The organism is Aliifodinibius sp. S!AR15-10, from assembly GCF_031569985.1.
In the GTDB taxonomy this organism is placed as follows: Bacteria; Bacteroidota; Rhodothermia; order Balneolales; family Balneolaceae; genus JAMQKA01.
In genome coordinates, this window is record NZ_JAMQKA010000055.1 from 12742 (window position 1) to 30969 (window position 18228).

Annotated in this window: 14 protein-coding genes; 8 read left to right on the forward strand and 6 right to left on the reverse strand. The window is 45.7% G+C overall.

Translation table 11 applies throughout. The features are described from left to right. Nucleotides 1-39: 39 nt before the first annotated feature. The 3 genes from NC796_RS22765 (at nt 40) to NC796_RS22775 (ending at nt 2154) form a co-directional block, all read left to right on the forward strand. On the forward strand, nt 40-168 hold the full coding sequence (locus NC796_RS22765; protein ID WP_310688098.1) for a hypothetical protein: 129 nt from the start codon (nt 40-42) through the stop codon (nt 166-168). A gap of 872 nt (nt 169-1040) precedes the next feature. Next, the gene (locus NC796_RS22770) at nt 1041-1574 is read left to right on the forward strand and encodes a hypothetical protein (protein ID WP_310688100.1); all 534 of its coding nucleotides are present in this window, start codon (nt 1041-1043) and stop codon (nt 1572-1574) included. 247 nt (nt 1575-1821) lie between these two features. Further along, the gene (locus NC796_RS22775) at nt 1822-2154 is read left to right on the forward strand and encodes a hypothetical protein (RefSeq protein WP_310688102.1); all 333 of its coding nucleotides are present in this window, start codon (nt 1822-1824) and stop codon (nt 2152-2154) included. Between the two features lie 477 nt (nt 2155-2631). On the opposite strand, the gene NC796_RS22780 is transcribed toward NC796_RS22775, so the two are convergent. Continuing rightward, a complete protein-coding gene (locus NC796_RS22780) occupies nt 2632-2895 on the reverse strand; it encodes a hypothetical protein (protein ID WP_310688105.1) in 264 nt (87 codons plus the stop codon). Nucleotides 2896-3435: 540 nt separating this feature from the next. Here NC796_RS22780 and NC796_RS22785 point away from each other — a divergent pair. Continuing rightward, complete coding sequence (locus tag NC796_RS22785; protein WP_409070410.1) at nt 3436-5577, forward strand: M3 family metallopeptidase; 2142 nt, start codon at nt 3436-3438, stop codon at nt 5575-5577. A 114-nt stretch (nt 5578-5691) separates the two neighbouring features. On the opposite strand, the gene NC796_RS22790 is transcribed toward NC796_RS22785, so the two are convergent. Both NC796_RS22790 and NC796_RS22795 read right to left on the reverse strand, forming a co-directional pair. After that, nucleotides 5692-6147, reverse strand: a complete 456-nt coding sequence (locus NC796_RS22790; RefSeq protein ID WP_310688109.1) for a hypothetical protein — start codon at nt 6145-6147, stop codon at nt 5692-5694. Between the two features lie 42 nt (nt 6148-6189). Continuing rightward, nucleotides 6190-7524, reverse strand: coding sequence for an OmpA family protein (locus NC796_RS22795; protein WP_409070411.1), 1335 nt, complete (start codon nt 7522-7524; stop codon nt 6190-6192). Nucleotides 7525-7833: 309 nt separating this feature from the next. Here NC796_RS22795 and NC796_RS22800 point away from each other — a divergent pair, with 309 nt between their 5' ends. Beyond that, nucleotides 7834-9921, forward strand: coding sequence for a CARDB domain-containing protein (locus tag NC796_RS22800; protein WP_310688114.1), 2088 nt, complete (start codon nt 7834-7836; stop codon nt 9919-9921). A 648-nt stretch (nt 9922-10569) separates the two neighbouring features. Here the strand turns inward: NC796_RS22800 and NC796_RS22805 are convergent. Both NC796_RS22805 and NC796_RS22810 read right to left on the reverse strand, forming a co-directional pair. Further along, nucleotides 10570-11340, reverse strand: coding sequence for a hypothetical protein (locus tag NC796_RS22805; RefSeq protein ID WP_310688116.1), 771 nt, complete (start codon nt 11338-11340; stop codon nt 10570-10572). Then, the gene (locus NC796_RS22810; protein ID WP_310688118.1) at nt 11340-12062 is read right to left on the reverse strand and encodes a hypothetical protein; all 723 of its coding nucleotides are present in this window, start codon (nt 12060-12062) and stop codon (nt 11340-11342) included. Before NC796_RS22810 ends, NC796_RS22805 begins: the two co-directional genes overlap by 1 nt. Nucleotides 12063-12284: 222 nt before the next feature. Here NC796_RS22810 and NC796_RS22815 point away from each other — a divergent pair, with 222 nt between their 5' ends. Continuing rightward, complete coding sequence (locus tag NC796_RS22815; protein WP_310688120.1) at nt 12285-12833, forward strand: RNA 2'-phosphotransferase; 549 nt, start codon at nt 12285-12287, stop codon at nt 12831-12833. A gap of 133 nt (nt 12834-12966) precedes the next feature. Further along, nucleotides 12967-13914 carry a sugar phosphate isomerase/epimerase family protein gene (locus tag NC796_RS22820; RefSeq protein WP_310688122.1) on the forward strand — a complete coding sequence of 316 codons (948 nt, stop codon included), beginning with the start codon at nt 12967-12969 and terminating at the stop codon, nt 13912-13914. 686 nt (nt 13915-14600) lie between these two features. On the opposite strand, the gene NC796_RS22825 is transcribed toward NC796_RS22820, so the two are convergent. Then, nucleotides 14601-16580, reverse strand: a complete 1980-nt coding sequence (locus NC796_RS22825) for a M1 family metallopeptidase (protein ID WP_310688123.1) — start codon at nt 16578-16580, stop codon at nt 14601-14603. A gap of 425 nt (nt 16581-17005) precedes the next feature. Here NC796_RS22825 and NC796_RS22830 point away from each other — a divergent pair, with 425 nt between their 5' ends. Next, on the forward strand, nt 17006-18100 hold the full coding sequence (locus NC796_RS22830; RefSeq protein WP_310688125.1) for an ROK family protein: 1095 nt from the start codon (nt 17006-17008) through the stop codon (nt 18098-18100). Nucleotides 18101-18228 lie beyond the last annotated feature (128 nt).

Below are 18228 nucleotides of genomic sequence, written 5' to 3' on the forward strand. Positions count from 1 at the left end.
CCAGGCCCACTGAGTCTGCTTTACCCAGGCTTAGCTGGTATGGCTAATACCTTAAATCAAAAATTAACCAAGATGGATGTCGATCTATCCTCTATAATTATCAGTATTGTTGCATTTTCATTCTTTATCATCCCGATTGTTTATGACCAGTGGAAGAAAAAAGGATAAAAAGGATTGACGGGTAACCAGGGTTTTCGAGCCGTGCTGGGAAGCCCGTAACCCAAGTAATTACTTCATACTAGCGATAACCTCAAAAAAATCTAAATTATTTTGTAAGGATTTGCTTTGAAACCGATCTATAGATGTCATGTGATCATTAAGATCACAATGGTAATCGGTTAAATGATGACCCTGGCTGTTTGAACGCGGCCGGGGTTATTTTGTTGATGGAAACTTGAACGTCGGTTTTCAAAGCTATTACTATGTTTTAAATGTTGGCTGCTTTTACAAAGCAAATTGAAATCTGTCAAATTTTTCGTAAAATATTCATAATGCGAATGGCCTTTCCGGCATAAATAGACATGCCAGAGATAATATTTTAATTATGACAATTGCTATACATCAAAAGAATAGTGGATTTAGTAAGAGGTGGGTCGAATACTGCTCAGAGAATGGAATTCCTTTCAAATTGGTGAATTGTTATGAGAATGACATCATTAAAAATATCTCAGATTGTGACGGATTAATGTGGCACTTTCACCAGTCCAACCCTAAAGATATATTGTTTGCCAAACAATTGATTTTTTCGCTGCATTCTGCAGGTTTTAATGTATTTTCCCGATTTTTATACCTCTTGGCATTTTAATGACAAAGTAGGCCAAAAATATCTTTTTGAAGCTATTAATGCCCCACTCATTCCCTCATATGTTTTCTACAGCAGAGACAAAGCATTGGAGTGGGTAAAAAACACAAATTTCCCCAAGGTGTTAAAACTGCGAACAGGAGCAGGTGCTACCAGTGTACGACTAATTAAAGATGTGGCCACTGCAAAAAAATGTGTCAAGAAAGCGTTCAGATCTGGATTCAGGCAGTATAATCCGGTGTCTAATTTTAAAGAAAGATGGCGTAAACGCAGACTCGGCAAGACAGACTGGACCGATATGGCAAAAGCGTTCGCACGCCTCGGATACCGGCCGAAATTTGATCGCATAGCAGGCCGGGAAAAAGGCTATATCTATTTCCAGGATTTTATCCCGGGGAATAAACATGATATACGAATTAACATCATTGATGGAAAAGCATCCGGAGCGAGACGCAAAGTCAGAAAAAATGATTTCAGAGCATCTGGCAGTGGTTTATTTGACTTTGACACCAGCAAGGTCCCGGAGGAGGCTTTAAAAATCGCTTTTGAAATCGCAAAAAAACTAAAATTACAAACAGTTGCATTTGATTTTATCCTTGATAATGATAGCCCTGTCATCGTTGAAATGAGTTATGGATTCGGCCAAACAGAATTTCATACTGGTTATTGGGATTCTGATTTAAATTATTATGAAGGAGAGTTCAATCCTTTTGGATGGATGGTGGAGTCTTTTATCAAGGAAATAGAAGCTAATAAACTTCATCCCAGATGATAGTTAGGATTGCCTCCAAGATAATTTGAAGGGTGAAATCATACTGATTACCGCCCGGTTTAGTCTTGGGACCTGGTTAGATGATAATTGTTGATGAATATAGAAACCCGGGCTGCTTAATCGCTGCAGGGGTTATTTTGATGTAAGATCTCCCCACTCAATAAATTCACCCACTTGATTAATAGTTGTCCGCGAGTAACTCTTTGTTATATTGCAGTGTATTCATTGAAACTCGGGGGGATTACCTATGGAAAAAGAATGGCTAAACACGTCGCTTGATGAACGCATTAACTGGTATAACAACGAGCTGGATTCCATGTTTAACTTCCTGGTTGGCAAGGAACCCTTTGAAGAGGACGCCGTCCAGGCCAATATCATCCGGGAACTCAATGAGATTAAAAAGAAAATGCAGTTTGACCTAAAAGAAAAAGATGAATCCAGTGGTCAAAATCTTCTTAAAGCTGAATATTACCAGGCAATTGAAGCTGCATACGATCAACTTCCAAAACCCAACGAAAAACGCCAGGAATGGTTTGACAAGCTGGGCCGGGCAAATGATATAATCGCTGGTGCTAAGTAATACTATACGCCACTTCCCTACTATGCGAGATCAAGATTTTTTAAAGGACTGCGCTTGAAAGGCTCCTACTATTTTAAGAATTAGCCCGCATTTCTTCCCATGAAATTTATCCCATTGGCTTTCCGCACCTAAAAGCAAAAAATTACCTTTGCCTAGGCAACCATACGCTACAAATTCTTGTATTGACTAATAAAGCTTAAAGCGTGTTAATATCAGAGCTTACATTTATCTGGAGAATATGGGTTATGGGCCTTTAGCAGAGGCTCGGTTTACTTTGATAGGCTGTTTGTTCAGTGAAGTGTCAGATTCGGCATTAACTTTCTCTTTGAAAGTTAGCCCTGGTCGCTTGAACGCGGCCGGGGTTCTTTATTTTGGTCTCACTTGAAAATACCTATCCTCAACAGTTCTTTCTCATGTTCAGGAATAAATCTGTATTACGCCCTGGGATTTAGAAATATCTCTAATACCTTCACTAGCTCAACCCAATATCGGGCGCCACTCTTTAGCTAACTTCTTTAATCCATTAATATCACTGATCATTTTTTCTTTCGCCTGGATATATGTCTCACCAATGACTTCTAGCTTGATGCTTTTCTTTTCCTGCCTGCGAATGTAATCTCTCTCGCACATCATTCTGTGTTTTAGAGAAGATTCGGGATCCAAAATGAGCTCATGGGTTATAATTAACCCACTATACTCATAGATTCCATCATGATTCTTGAACTTTTTCCAGGTCTTCAATGCGCTGATCCTTTTTGATTCAAATTTTTTGAAAACTTAATTTATTAATGCAAATAAAACAAATTCCTAAATAATTAATTTAACCTATGATTTATACTGTTATTTATTAGAATTATAGGGGTTGTTCTTGTGTCCAAAACCGATGTTTAGTCGTAATACCTGAATCAACAAATAGCCTCATTCTCTGTCCGAGAAAAAAAATTAAATTTTTTTGTAAGGATTTGCTTTGAAACCGATCTATAAATGTCATGTGGTCTTTGGGACCTAGTGATATGAAATAGACATAGTGTTATTGATGAATGAATGGAACCCCGGCTGTTTGATCGCGGCCGGGGTTGTTTTTTCTCACAGGCAAAGTACGCTGGTTGTGCTTTCATCTTTGGTTGATTAGGTTGGCAGTTGCATATGGAACGCCAAGTCGAAATTTCCTATTGAGTTACCTTTTCAAAAGAGTAATACCTACATTTATTTTCCAGCTTTTACCCAATTTACGTTTATGGCTCTAGATCAATGATATCATTCATTTTCAATCTACCCGTTATGAGACTTTTTACTCCACTAATTATCATCCTGGCAGGTAGCCTATTGTTATCATCCTGCAGTAAAACCAATAGTAACAATACAGACCAAATGAACGCGAATCCCCTGTTTACCCCCAGTTCTTTACCGTTTGAAACCCCTGACTTTGATGCTATCAAAGTGCATCATTTTCGCCCGGCTTTTGAGGCGGGGATGGAGCAGGAACTGGAGGAGATTAAAGAAATTGCTTCCAATCCCGAGGCCCCAACCTTTGAAAATACCATCGTGGCGATGGAGAAAAGTGGAGCCCTGCTGCGGCGGACCAGCGCTGTATTTTACAACCTGACGTCCGCCCACACCAACGACCAAATTCAAGAGATCCAAAAGGAGATGGCGCCCAAGCTGGCCGCCCATTCCGACAACATCCTGCTGAATGCCGACCTGTACGATCGGGTGAAAACGCTCTATGATAAACGGGAGGAGCTGGACCTGGATGAGGCTTCCCTGAAACTATTGGAGGATACACACCGTGATTTCGTCCGCGCCGGAGCCCAGCTCAGCGAGGAGCAGAAACAACGCATGCGTGAAATAAATGAGCAGCTCTCCTCACTGACGACCGAATTCCAGGAAAATCTGCTGGCTATCACCAAAGAGCGTGCTGTGCTGGTGGATGATGTAGAACAGCTCGACGGGCTCAGCGACGACCGCATTGCCGCGACCCGGGAAGCCGCAGCCGAACGCGGAGATGAGGGTCAATACCTGATTTCAATTACCAATACCACCCGGGTGCCCATACTGAAGGAACTGAATAATCGCGAACTCAGGAAACGGGTCTGGGAAGCCTCCGCATACCGGGGTATCGGTCAGGATGGCGGCATTGACAACCGGCCACTTATCCTGGAGCTGGTGAAATTACGGGCTGAAAAAGCCAAGCTGCTGGCCTACCCCAATCACGCCGCTTACAAGCTGGATCCCCAAACGGCCAAGACCCCTGAGGCGGCACTCGACATGCTAAAAGACCTTATTCCACCGGTCATTAGAAACACCGGGCAAGAGGCAGAAGCCATACAGAAAATGATGCGCAAGGATGGTATTGAGGGTGAAGTCAGGCCGTGGGACTGGAACTACTACGCCGAAAAGGTTCGGCAGGCCGAGTATGACATCGACCAATCGGAGGTACGCCTCTATTTTGAACTAAACCGCGTGCTACAAGACGGCGTCTTCTATACCATGAACAAGCTGTTCGGCATCACGTTTGAGGAGCGGGAGGACCTGCCGGTATACCACCCGGACGTTCGCGTCTATAATGTCTTTGACAAGGATGGCTCGCAGATCGGGCTGTTTTATGCCGATTATTTTGAACGCGACTCCAAGAGGGGCGGGGCCTGGATGAATTCGTTCGTCTCGCAGTCGCATTTGCTGGACAAAAAACCGGTGATTGTTAACGTCATGAACATTCCCAAGCCGGCTGAAGGGGAGCCTGCCCTAATCAGTTTTGACAATGTCACCACCATGTTCCACGAGATGGGGCACGCGGTACACGGGCTGTTGTCGGATGTAAAATACCCATCCCAGAGTGGTACGTCGGTACCCCGAGACTTTGTGGAGTTCCCCTCTACGTTTGAGGAAGATTGGGCGATCCAGCCGGATGTGCTTGAAAACTACGCCGTTCACCATGAAACAGGGGAACGAATTCCCCAAGAGTTGCTCGACAAGGTGATTGCTGCCCGCGACTTCAACCAGGGCTTTGACACCCAGGAATACCTGGCGGCGACTATGCTGGACATGGAATGGCACCTGCTGGGGACCGAGGATATTCCTGGGGATGTGCAGTCATTTGAGGACCAGGCCCTTGCCAAGTACAACCTGGATATGGAGGCCGTGCCCCCGCGGTACAAATCGCCATACTTTGCCCATATCTTTTCTGGTGGATATTCGGCAAACTATTACGCTTATATCTGGAGTGAAGTGCTGGCTGCCGACGCATTCGCCTACATGCAGCAGGAGGGCGGGCTGGAACGAGAAAACGGCAACCGGTTCCGGCAGCATATTCTCTCCCGCGGTGGCAGCGATGAAGCGATGGAGCTCTATAGAGAATACCGCGGCCAAGAGCCTGAAGTGAAACACCTGCTGGAGCGAAGAGGGCTAAACACTAGCGACTAGGTGCGGCGTAATACTGGGCTTAGGACATCCATGACTTCTGCGCCATCTGTGGGAATTTTACCCTGCTGCTGATTGCGCAGATGGTAAAAAATAGCACTGCTATTCTGGTAGTGGTTATCCGGGAGGAATGAGCACAAACCGGACTTTTCCTGCAAGGACATCCCCGGAAATTAAACCACTCCCGGTTGAATTATAAAATATTACGGATACTTCACCGGCTGCAAAACCATATGTAAATTCGATTAGGACATCAATCACTTGATCCCCATTATCGTCTATACCCCGTGTGTAGGGGAGTGCCTGCCAGAGGGAGCTGGTGACAAAATCGTTGTAATAGTAGGCCTGCACTGCGCCATTGGTAACAATCGATTCTGTTAATTCCTCGAGGCTGAACGTCACATAGGCGAGGTTAATGTCATCCTCATCGTACACTACATCATCCTCGGTCCACTCAAACTCAAAACTTTGGATGTTTGCCACCCCGGCGGTACCCGAGGGCCCACGTGGTCCTGTTGGTCCCTCGCATGCCATCAACAAAAAAATGATTATTAAATATAATGGCTTCTTCATGCTCTCTTAGTTTATTCAATCTTGTCCCCGACACGTCAGGTATTACCGGGGATAATAGGGCACCAATTCAACCCTACTTCTCATAAAGGATTTTGTATCCCCATACCCAAATGGATAGATTCGTTCATTTTCTATTCCAAGATTTACCAAATATTGTTTTATTGTTTCTGCCTGTGCAATTGATAATTGAAGATTCTCGTTAGATTTTCCGGCACTGTTAGTATAGGCTCTTATGATCAGCCTTAGATTTATATCTGCTCTCATAAGTTCAGACAAAAAGATAAGATCATCATAAGAAGACGTATCCAGCGCGGCCGTGTTGTTTTCAAATAAAATGTTTGATGAAATACCTCCCAATTCCTGCTCCAACTCTGCTAATCCTTTCGGGACTTCATTTTCAGCAGGGGTCACAGCAACACTCTCTGCGGAATCATCTGGAGCAACAGCAATATTAGCCACGGAATCTTCTGGAATGCCTGCAACACTGGTGGAATCATCTGGGGTCATGGTTATACTTTCCGTCATATCATCTATTGTTTCGGAAGGACAGCCATTTATTCCGGTGCTACCCGAAGGAGTTTGCGGACACAAATCCTTTAAATCAATAATGCCATCGAGGTCACTATCAGGGCATCCTCCCTTGGCACTAAATCCTGCAAGCGTTGGACATTCATCATCAGCATCGAGGATACCATCGCTATCTCCATCAGGACAACCCCAGAACGATTCTCCATATTCATCCGGGCACAAATCACGTTTGCTGTCAACCCCATCTCTATCGGGGTCATTTCCCTTTTTAAGAGCAATTTTAAAACCCACCGAGTAAACGATAAAGTCGTCATGGTCCCTGTCATCCAAGTTAAACCCGTCAATTCCATCTGAGAACGTACGGTTGTAGGTAACGCTTGTTGTCAAAATTGTTCGCTCAGCAATGCGAAAATCGACACCTCCCTGGATGGGCAGATGGAAAGCGGAACCCTTTTCCTCAACCCTACTACTGTTTTCCCAGTACGTGATAAAGCCTGCCCCAGTGCCCAGATATGGCTGAACCGCGCCCCCAAGAGGCTTTAATTGAAGAAGCGCATGGGTATTGAGAAATGACCTATTAAAAAAATTCTCATAATCCAACTCCCCGTAGTTTGTAGAAAACTCAAGATTCCAACTGGGACCTAAGTATTGGTTGACAGCTATGCCCAATGCCCAGTCATATCCCCATCGGAACTGTGCAGTTTCATTGCCCACATCTCCATAATATTCTTGCTGGCCAAAATTAAAGGAAATCCACGTAGGTTCAATCCTTGTCTGCGCCCGGGCATCGAAGAAAGTTACGAACCAACAATTCAGCACCAATATCAAACTTACCAACAAAGCTCTCATATTTACTTCACTCTTTACATAATGTTGGAATAGCCATTCTTCTTTAAGAAATGGGTTACGTTAACATATTTAGGGATTAAAAGAAGTCTCTCTGTTTCAGGATAACCCCTAACGTATTTTTACTGGGTAATCATACTCGCAGCCCCAATTATGTTACCGCTCTTGGAAAAATATTTTCAAGTAAACTATTATTTATTATAAGCTTATCTTCTTTTTATGTAATATACACATAAATGATATTAATACATTGAATCAAAAAATAAAATGATTCGAGAGTACTTTTAGCTATTCAGGAAAGCAGAGGCTGTCATGACGGATAAAATTGTCCTGCTGATTTTTATAATACTTTTAACTGCGTCGTGTGATCTCCTATTTAACAACGAGTCCGACTATTACACTTCGCATGATATCACGATTGCTGAAGTAAATCTGCCCTCCACAGCCACCAAAGGTGAAAATGTGGAGGTGTCAATAGTTGTTCAAAACGTTGGAAAACATGACTTTACCGACAACTTGGTTGTCATATTCGTAGATGAGACCGAAAGTGATACCATCGCCACATTGTCTGTCGATGGAGGGCTACGGGCCGATACGGTAACAACCCTGAACTATGTTTGGTATACCGGGGAATCCTCCATTGGAGAGCACACCCTTTCAGCCATTCATAACCTCGATGATGATGATGTCGAAAATAATAAGCGTTCCGCCAAGGTGATGGTTAATGAGCCCGAATCGATCGACATCGCCATATCAACAGTGAATGTTCCTGAATCTGTGGTACGAGGAGAAGTCCTGACAGTAGAAGCCACTATTGAGAACATGGGGAACCAGGATGTCAGTGAAGCGATAACTGTGAATCTTGTGAATCAAACCAAGGAGAGATCGATCGGTAGCCATACTATCTACGAGGGTTTAGCTCACGGAGATTCCAGGGTACTTAGTTTCGATTGGAACACGAATGAAGAGCGCACGGGCGATCACGTCCTTCTTGTTTCTCACAACTTTGGCGACGATAATGCTGAGAACAATTCCGTATCTAAGGCTGTTATTATTAATGAGGCCGCAGCTTGGGACTTAGCTATTTCAGAAGTGACTGCTCCATCTTCTGCCACACAAGGAGAGCAAGTGACGATTTCTGTGGTAGTGAAAAATACGGGCAACCGGGATGTTACGGAAGATGTAACCTTGACTGTGAATGACAATGGAACAAGTATCGGTTCAAATTCCATTGAGGGCGGAATTGAAGTGGGCAAATTCCAGAAACTAGATTTTACCTGGGATACCGACAACATTTCGCTGGGCCAGCACACGATTTCTGCTACCCACAACTATGATGATGACAATGCTGATAACAATGTGAACTCAACAACAGTCACAATTAATGAACCAAAAGTGGTGGATATTGCCATTTCAGCAGTTAATGGCCCGTCATCCATTTTCCAGGGAGACAATGCCACTATTTCTGTAACAGTGCGTAACCTCGGGAATAGCGATACTGACAAAAAAATCGATGTGACGCTGGTCGATCAAACCGATTCGGAAACTATCGATAAACAGACCATCAATGGGTTGAACAGTGGCGCAAACGAAGTCTTGACATTCATTTGGAGCACCGAAAAATCCAGAACCGGAATTCATACCATCCGGGCACATCATAATTTTGACGACAACAATTCCGGCAATGATTCTGAGACGACCACCATCAGAGTGGATGAACCCAGGAAAGCAGATATTGCTATTGCTGGGATATCGGTGCCTTCCACTGCTGTGCAGGGAGAGACGGTAGAGGCGGCGGTAACGGTGCAGAATGTTGGCAACCTGGATCTTACCAATCCCTTTACGGTAACTCTCACCGATCAGACAGGCGGTGTGGCCATAGGCAGCCAAGATGTAAACGAACTGAACCAGGGGGAATCAGTAACGCTGACATATTCGTGGAATACCGAAGGGGCAAGCGTTGGGAGCCACAACTTGGTGGCCTCACATAATTTTTCCGACGAAACCCCGGGCAACAACATGAGGTCGGCCACAATAACGATAGATGAGCCTATAACTTCGGATATTGCTATCACGGCCGTCAGTGCCCCCTCTACTGCATACAGGGGATTTCCGGTAGAAGTGCAGGTCACCATACGTAATATAGGCAACCAGGATGTAAACGAGCCCATTTCGGTAAGCTTAATTGATGAAACCGGTGGAGATTTTATTGGGGGACAAGTACTGAATGATGGGCTTGATGAGGATGATAGTATAACATTGAATTTCACTTGGCAGACCTTTGACAGCCGGCTCGGTGAACACACACTCGTTGCATCGCATGACTTTGAAGATGTCGACGCGGACAATAACTCAAGATCTACTACAGTTACTTTGCAACGATTGCTGGATGATGATTAATTATTGCTGTTGAGGCAGAACTAGCCCTACATGCCGGAAGGCACAATCTCGAGGGAATGGCCATCCGGATCGCGATAATAGCATGATTTGAAATCGCGCCCCCTGATTGCTCATGCTCTAGTTCAATACCTCTCGATTGTAACCAGGCTTTAGCAGCCTCGTATTTTTCTTTTGGCGCCTAAAAGCGATATCCATTTTTCCCTCTTCAAAAGGGGCAGGCAAATTCTCACCTAGTTTCGTCTTACCTGCAATGAAACACAGCAGTATGAGGATCCCGTTCTAAAGAAATATGGCGACCTTCCTCATTGCCCATAACCACCAGTTGATGCTTGTCCTTGTAGAAGGCCTTGGTTTTGTAGAGGTCTTTTACATAAAAAGAGTTCTCTTTAATCTGTTCAAAAGCATATGCTAACCTAAATTCGATACAAAAACTGTCATTGCAAAGGGGGATTCAGCGACCATCGGGATCCTGACAGTAGCCTGGGAGGCAATCTACATAATAGGATGAACAAAAAATTGGGCAGTGAGATCGCCACGTCGACCTCACGATGGAGCCCACTACTATCAAAGACGCCTCCTCGCGATGACAGCTATGATTATTGTGATCCTTATTTCGAACTGACGTTATGCTAGGAAAATTTTATTACCCTAATAATTCCGCAAAAAGGAATGGTACACCTCCTCGATCTCCCAAAATCGTTTCCCATAAATATCAAAGAAAACGGAGTCAAAGTTGCGGGTCCGTGCCTCACAATAGAGCCTCTTGAAAGAATCCAGGCCATATTCCCTGATTAAAAATTTTGTGAAGGCCCCGGCCGCAGGATATGAATGCTGGGACTCTAGCTCATCCCATTGGGTTATCATATCTTCTACGCTGGGTAGTTGACCCCGGCGCAAGAGGACTTTACTTATCTGGAATAAATCGGTTGAGGTAATGGATGGAGCCCGCCAGTAGTCGTCCAGCCATACGGCCAGTCCTTCAGAAAACAATCGTTCGGTTACAGGGCACCATTCATAAAACGCTACAATATGACTCAGTTCATGCAGCGAAATGCCACGCATCCCGATTGTCTTGGCGTCTGAGCCGTATATTGTTTCAATCATTCCAAGCTCTGGGTGTGCCCGCCCTGTTCTTACCGTTTCTCCAAAATCCTGCCGAGATTCATAAACATATACCAGCAGTTTTCGGTCGAAAGTAAGGCCAAGCCGTTCATTAAGCTCCCGATATGCGCGCTCCTGCTCAACTTTAATGGCTTCAATGGATTCTTCGGCTTGGCTGCCCTCCCGCACGTAAAAGATGTAGTGTTCAGATTCATATTCATTCCAGGAACTACTTTTTTGCTCGACCGAATCTACAATCCTGGTACAGCTTATGCCAAAGAATAGAACTAAAATCCAGTATGTTATCTTAATCCGCATTAGTCGTCCTCCAGCCTGTAACTTACGCCGAAACCAACGCCCTGCAGCGTTCTCCTGTTTATTTGAGAAGAAGAGTATTCCACGCGCTCGGTCCATTGGTATTGCAGGTGTCCTCTCCAATTGGGATTGAACCTGTATCCTATCCGTCCTTGAACAGACGACAGCCATCCATTGGCGGTAATATCAGCATAGCTGCTGTTTTGCTGGTTTATTTCCTGGCGTCCCCAGAAGCCTCCATTCACCACATTAATGCGACCGGAAAGCGGTTGTTCGGAATGATTATATCGCAATACCAGGTTCAGGGCTCCGCCATAGAACAGGTCGTTATACTCCACGGGAATCTCCCTGCTGGCCATCAGGGCAGAGATCTGATTCTGCACAAAAAGATAGGGTCCGCCACCAAAATCGAGGTGCAGATCCAATATATCTGTAAGAAAGAAATAGCTGTATTCATAGTCGATATTCAGCGACAGGTATCGATCGGTGAATGATCGGATATTGGAGGGTTTAAGCGTGGGATCATTTTGCAGGGAGTATGAAAAAGTAGCCAGGTGATACGAGCCCTGATCAGCATAATAGAGAGATAGCCCGGAGTTAAATCCACCGGCGGTTTGGTATACCGGGGGAGTAAAACGCATGGGCACTATTTTTTGGTGCAAGTACCCGCCTTCCACGCCCAGCCAGGTTTCAAATACCTGGGCCTTTGCTGCCTGGAGTGGCAAGAATAAAGTTCCCCAAAGGAGGAGTAGTATTTGAGATAGTAGCTTCGGTCTCACAAATAGAATTAAAGAGTTGAGAATGTTTACTGTTGTCCGCCTAAGTTAAATGATCTCCGCTAAAAACCTCATTTCTTTTCACTGTTTGGGATTTCATTATTTTTCATTGAAAAAAAGAATACTACGTTACTATGTTGGTTTCACAACTAAGTTAATGGCATGTTCTGCATGAATTCTCCAAAATTCAAAAAAACCAGCAAATTTCTAAGCTACATTTTGCGACATCACCCGGAAAGCATCGGGCTTGAGGTTGACCGGCAAGGGTGGGCCCATCTTCCGAGCCTGGTGGAAAAAGCAAATAATAGCGGTCGATCTGTATCAGAAGATATAATTCAGAAAATAATTGCACAGAGCGATAAGCAGCGGTTCAGGTTGAGTGATGATGGCAATTATATTCGAGCGGGCTATGGGCACTCCATTGACGTTGATTTGGACCTTGACCCGATCCGGCCGCCGGACGTACTCTACCACGGTACGGCAAAGAAAAATCTGGATTCGATATTAGCCAAAGGTCTCCACCCCGGCAGTCGGAACCTGGTGCACCTTTCGGCAAATATAAGTGACGCAATGGAAGTCGGATCGCGGCACGGCAGGCCCTACCTGCTTACTATTGCTTCGCTGAAGATGTATAATGCCGGACACCCATTCTACCAATCAGACAGCGAGCCCAATATATGGCTTGTGGAATCGGTGCCGCCTCCGTTTATTGAAAAATAATTCTTTCTTACTTCTGTAATCTACGGTATCAGCGAAATCAGCGGGAGCAAATATTCCAGTAAGTGAAGCATATATTTATTTTAATTCCAAAACAGGTGTTCGGAATATGGGAACTACTAGAAAAGGATTTATCATGAAATCTCTGGCCGCTGCGGCGGGATTTTCTACAGGACTTAGTCCATTGGCTGAAAATTTTTCACCCCCAAAATCGAAGATCAATAAGTCAGCAGAATCTATAAAGGTAGCCGTCTTCTCCAAGCACCTTGAGTGGCTGGATTACAAACCGATGGCTGAAACAGCTGCCGAGCTCGGCTTTGATGGGGTCGACCTGACGGTACGCCCGGGCGGTCATGTGTTGCCTGAAAATGTAACGAGGGATCTTCCGAAGGCGGTGCAAGCGGTCAGGAATGCTGGCCTGGAGGTCTTGATGATCAGCACTGCCATCGGGGGTGTAGACCAGCAGCATACCGAGCCCATCCTAAAAACGGCGAGCGACTTGGGTATCACCAACTACCGGACCGACTGGTATGAATATGATGACGGGATTTCGTTTGAGCAGAACCTGGAGCAGTTTAAGGAGCGATTGAGTAGCCTGGCCGATCTTAACGAACAGCTTGGGATCCAGGGCGACTACCAGAATCACTCCGGTTCCGGTTTTGGGGCCTCTATCCTGGACCTGTGGATGGTACTGGAGGAGATCGGCAGCGACTGGCTGGGCGCCCAATATGATATCCGTCACGCTACAGTCGAGGGAGCAGAATCGTGGCCCGTGGGCTTTAAGGCAATATATCCTCACATTGGCACGCTGGACATAAAGGATTTTCACTGGACAAAACAGGATGGGTCCTGGCAGGTACAAAATGTACCATTGGGAGAGGGACAGGTCGACTTTGACCGGTATTTCGAGCTCCTAAAGAAATATGGCGTCACGGCCCCGATGTCGGTGCACTACGAGTATCCACTGGGCGGCGCCAATCACGGGGACTCCACACTGACTATTCCGGAAGAGGAAGTGTTAAAAGCATTAAAGCGTGATCTTGAAACCCTGCGTGGCTGGCTGAGTGAACATGGGCTGGGATGAGGTCATGATTATTATGATAAAGGATTGAGTATTTACAGGGGAATCAATGTAGTCTAACACTGTGGCTGTATCGGAATCATCCCCATTCTGGCGCAAGTTTGCAACTTGTGTCAAACGATCTGCTAACCGTTTTGATTTTGAGGCTTCATGAAAAGACAGATGGGGCACCTTGGGGAACCACTCATACACTGGTAAGCGCTTGTCAATTCTTTCCTCTTTGTAACCACAACCTGTCTGCCCTTCTAACTACAGCCGGGATATCCTTACTGCACATTCTATTCGATATTACTACCTTCCGCACTCCGATATTACTGTATCGTGCTCCATGATATTAGCATATCGCGCTGCCTGATATTGTAATATCACATACCATGATATGGTAATATCAGACAGAATGATATGAGTATATCATTCACAGTGATATAGTAATATCAAAGTGCATGAGATTATAATATCACAGACATGGTGCTTTTAAGGACAGGCAGCCTGGGCAGTAAAGCACTAAGTACTACTTCCCAACTATAATGCAACTACGTTAAAATAGCGGTCGACTATCCAAGGGACTCTTGAAGGTGTGATTTATTCTTTCACAACTGGACTTAATGAAAAAGCCTTATCACCAGCACAGAATTGAACTTCAATGCTAAATGATAAGGCTCTTAAAGTTTGAGTTTGTGTCGAATGTTTTACTCTGAACCGGAACTCTTACCAGAGCTTTGGCTATCCGTCCAGTAGTCGTTTGAAGCATCAATATCCGGGAGTTCCCTGTTGGGGTCCAGCTGTACGCTTTTAATGGGCTGGTCGGTGTTCAGTTTTTCCGTCCAAGTGTTGCCGCGATGCCATACGTGCACTGGCAGGTTGACGGTTTGCGTGGATCCATCAGCGAGCGTAACCTTCATAATCACTGGCATCACCAGCTTATTTTTGTTGCTGATGCTGATCAGCGCCCCCTTGGTGGTATCACCATCCACGTAACTGACGGAATCCACCGCCTGGTCCATATTCCAGGTCTTTTCAAACCAGCCTCTCCAGAACCAGTCGAGTTCATGTCCCGTCACATCCTCAATGGTGTTGAAGAAATCCTCGTGGGTGGGATGCTTGTAGGCCCAGCGATCGATATACTCGCGGAACGCCTCATCGAAAAGTTCGGGCCCTATAACCGTTTCACGCAGAATGCGGAGCCCCACCGCCGGTTTAAAATAGGCCACATAGCCCAAGTTGTCCGTCTGGATCTGGTCGGGATGTGTCATAATTGGTTCATGCGCCGGACTGTTCATCCAGTTGGTGATGCCGCGGATGCTGATACGGTGTCCGCCGTACTCTCCGTTGTTAAACGCCATGGTGCTGTAGCCATTCATGAATGTGTTCAGGCCTTCATCCATCCAGGCATACTCTCGCTCATTTGAACCGACGATCATCGGGAACCAGATGTGGCCAAATTCGTGATCCGTTACGCCCCATAGGCTGCCGCCGGTCGCCTTCCAGCTGCAGAACATAATGCCGGGATACTCCATGCCGCCCACGGTACCGGCCACGTTGATCGCCATCGGGTATGGATACTTGTGCCACTTCTCGGAGTAGTGCTCAACCGACCCTTTCACATATTCCGTGGAACGTCCCCAGGCTGGGTCGCCCGCGCTTTCCACCGGGTAAACCGACATCGCCAGCGCCTGGTCTCCCTCCGGCAGGTTAATGCGAGCAACATCCCAGATAAATGCCTTGGAAGCAGCCCACGCGATATCGCGCGAGTTTTCCATGCGGTAATGCCACGTGAGGCGGCCACCGGGATTGGGACGTGATTCCTCGGTGCCCAATTCTTCTTCGGTAATCAGGTAGACGCGCTCATCACTGTTTTGCGCTTTTTCCCACCGTTTTTGCTGCTCTTCGGTCAGTACTTCCTCCTTGTTCAGGAGTTCACCGGAGCCCACGACCACAAACTCGGAAGGAGCGGTAATCTCATAATCAAAAGTGCCGTAGTCCATATAAAACTCACCGGCTCCCAGGTAAGGGCGAACGTTCCAGCCCTCCATATCGTCATACACTGCCATTCGGGGGTACCATTGCGCCAGTTGGTAGATCCAGCCGTTTTTCGTTTCAAGGCGCCCCATCCGGTCCGAGCCATATTCCGGGATCTGGAACTGGTAGTCGATCGTGATTTCGATTTTTCCACCTTTTGCATCCAGGGCCTCCTGCAGGTGCAACTTCATGTTGGTATCCACCATGTGGCGCTTGGGTTCGTAAATATTACCGTTGTGGGTAATCTCAATCTCGTTTATACTGATTCCGCCTTCAAAACCCCGATTGCCGAATCGCGAGCCTGTATGTGGGGTGAGTTTTGATCCCCAGGAATCCTTGTCAAACAGGTTTTGATCCAGTTGTAGCCAGAGCGCTTCAAGTGCCTCAGGACTATTATTGGTGTACTGGATTTCAACAGTTGCCTCTACGCTGTGTTGATTTGGATGAAGAGCCACATCAAAGTTGTAATCAGCACTATTTTGCCAGTAGGCTTCTCCGGGTGCTCCGCTGGCACTTCGGTAGATTGTACTTTTCCCCGTTTCATAAGGAAGAAATGCCTCCTGTACGTTCGGGTTACTCTCCTGGGCGGTTGCGGTGGTAGTGAATAATAGTATCGAGAGGAAGATCAGACATGATTCTTTGAAATTCATGACAGGTATGTTTTCTGTTAATTGTGTTATAGCTGACGAATGGCCTCTTGGCGGACCATATTTTTTTGTGAATGATGAGAAGGTTCAAAATTTAATGGATTTCTTCAAGGGTAACAGGTCATACATTTGCAACCTTTATCATTGACGGTCAACTGGATTATACATCTAAATGGAAAGACGTATATTTTAAACGTATTATTCAGAAAATAATTCGATAAGTAGTAGTCATTTTTCACAATCAGGGTTATGGCAGGGGATCAGAACAAGGTTAAATACTTCTTGTGGGAATATTCTTTTGATGTTAATCACCGGGTTTATTTGGGAATCAGTCTGTTAACCAATTTTTTAGGGTACGAGTTTCTGCCATTTGATCTTTACCGGCAGAGGAAATACTGTTTTTAAAATCTAATTCAACATGTTGTATTATGGATGTTTTCAGTGATAGCCGAACAGTCATGACGCTGGATGCGGGAGGGACGAACTTTGTGTTTTCTGCACTGCAGAGTGGAAAAGAGATTATGGAGCCGGTAACGTTACCTGCCCAGGCGGATGATCTGGATCGTTCACTCAAGAATATGATTCGTGGATTTCAGGAAGTGGAGTCACAAATTGACGGGCGGCCCGATGCCATCAGTTTTGCCTTCCCGGGCCCATCTGATTATGCTTCTGGGGTGATTGGGAATTTACCCAATCTGTCGAGCTATCGCGGCGGTGTGGCACTTGGTCCCATGCTGGAGGAGCAGTTTGGCCTGCCGGTCTTTATCAATAACGATGGAAATCTGTTTACCTACGGTGAGGCGATGGGGGGACTATTGCCAGAGGTGAATCGTAAGTTGAGAGAAAATAAGATCCCCAAACAATACCAGAATTTGCTGGGAATCACGATCGGAACCGGCTTTGGTGGCGGCATTGTCATGAACAACAACCTCTGCCTGGGTGATAACTCTGCAGCTGGAGAGATTTGGCTGTCACGAAATTACAGTAACGATAAACTATTTTCTGAAGAAGGTGTCAGCATTCGTGCCATACAGCGGTCATATAATGAATATGCACCTGAAAACAGCGAGGTTATGACGGTTCGAGAAATTTTCCAGATCGCCCGCGGGGAGAAAAAAGGAAACCGGGATGCCGCTGTAAAGGCTTTTGAGGATATGGCGGTCGTGCTCGGGGAAGCCCTGGCCAATGCTGTGACGCTGGTTGACGGTCTAATCGTAATTGGCGGCGGAATCTGTGGGGCATATGAGTTTTTTCTCTCGAAAGCAGTAAAGCATATGAACGGAAAGATTGAGAAAAAAGGCGGTGGGAAAGTGCCCCGCCTGGTTTCCGCTGTGTACAATTTGGAAAATGAGCGATCCTCCAAAGCTTTTTATCAGTTTGAGACAGAGAAAGTGTCAGTTCCGTTTTCTGAGAAGGAGGTGTCCCACGTTCCGCAAAAACGACTGGCGGTCGGCATCACCCGCTTGGGGACCAGCAAAGCCACGGCACTGGGGGCCTATGCGTATGCCTTGAGCCAGCTTTGAAAGGTATGGTGTGCGACACAGTCTAGTCTTGTTTTCTGGGTTTTACGCTGACTTAATTACAACTGTATTCACATGCAGATGCGTTGAGTTGGATCTAGGAAGATAGCGGTGTTATCAAAGTTTGAAAT

Excerpts from the sequence above, each read along its gene's own strand:
- NC796_RS22790 (WP_310688109.1), bottom strand. The coding sequence starts at position 6,147 with ATGAAGAAGCCATTATATTTAATAATCATTTTTTTGTTGATGGCATGC.
- NC796_RS22785 (WP_409070410.1), top strand. The coding sequence starts at position 3,436 with ATGAGACTTTTTACTCCACTAATTATCATCCTGGCAGGTAGCCTATTG.
- NC796_RS22805 (WP_310688116.1), bottom strand. The coding sequence starts at position 11,340 with ATGCGGATTAAGATAACATACTGGATTTTAGTTCTATTCTTTGGCATA.
- NC796_RS22795 (WP_409070411.1), bottom strand. The coding sequence starts at position 7,524 with ATGAGAGCTTTGTTGGTAAGTTTGATATTGGTGCTGAATTGTTGGTTC.
- NC796_RS22775 (WP_310688102.1), top strand. The coding sequence starts at position 1,822 with ATGGAAAAAGAATGGCTAAACACGTCGCTTGATGAACGCATTAACTGG.
- NC796_RS22800 (WP_310688114.1), top strand. The coding sequence starts at position 7,834 with ATGACGGATAAAATTGTCCTGCTGATTTTTATAATACTTTTAACTGCG.
- NC796_RS22820 (WP_310688122.1), top strand. The coding sequence starts at position 12,967 with ATGAAATCTCTGGCCGCTGCGGCGGGATTTTCTACAGGACTTAGTCCA.
- NC796_RS22765 (WP_310688098.1), top strand. The coding sequence starts at position 40 with ATGGCTAATACCTTAAATCAAAAATTAACCAAGATGGATGTCGATCTA.
- NC796_RS22815 (WP_310688120.1), top strand. The coding sequence starts at position 12,285 with ATGAATTCTCCAAAATTCAAAAAAACCAGCAAATTTCTAAGCTACATT.
- NC796_RS22830 (WP_310688125.1), top strand. The coding sequence starts at position 17,006 with ATGGATGTTTTCAGTGATAGCCGAACAGTCATGACGCTGGATGCGGGA.
- NC796_RS22825 (WP_310688123.1), bottom strand. The coding sequence starts at position 16,580 with ATGAATTTCAAAGAATCATGTCTGATCTTCCTCTCGATACTATTATTC.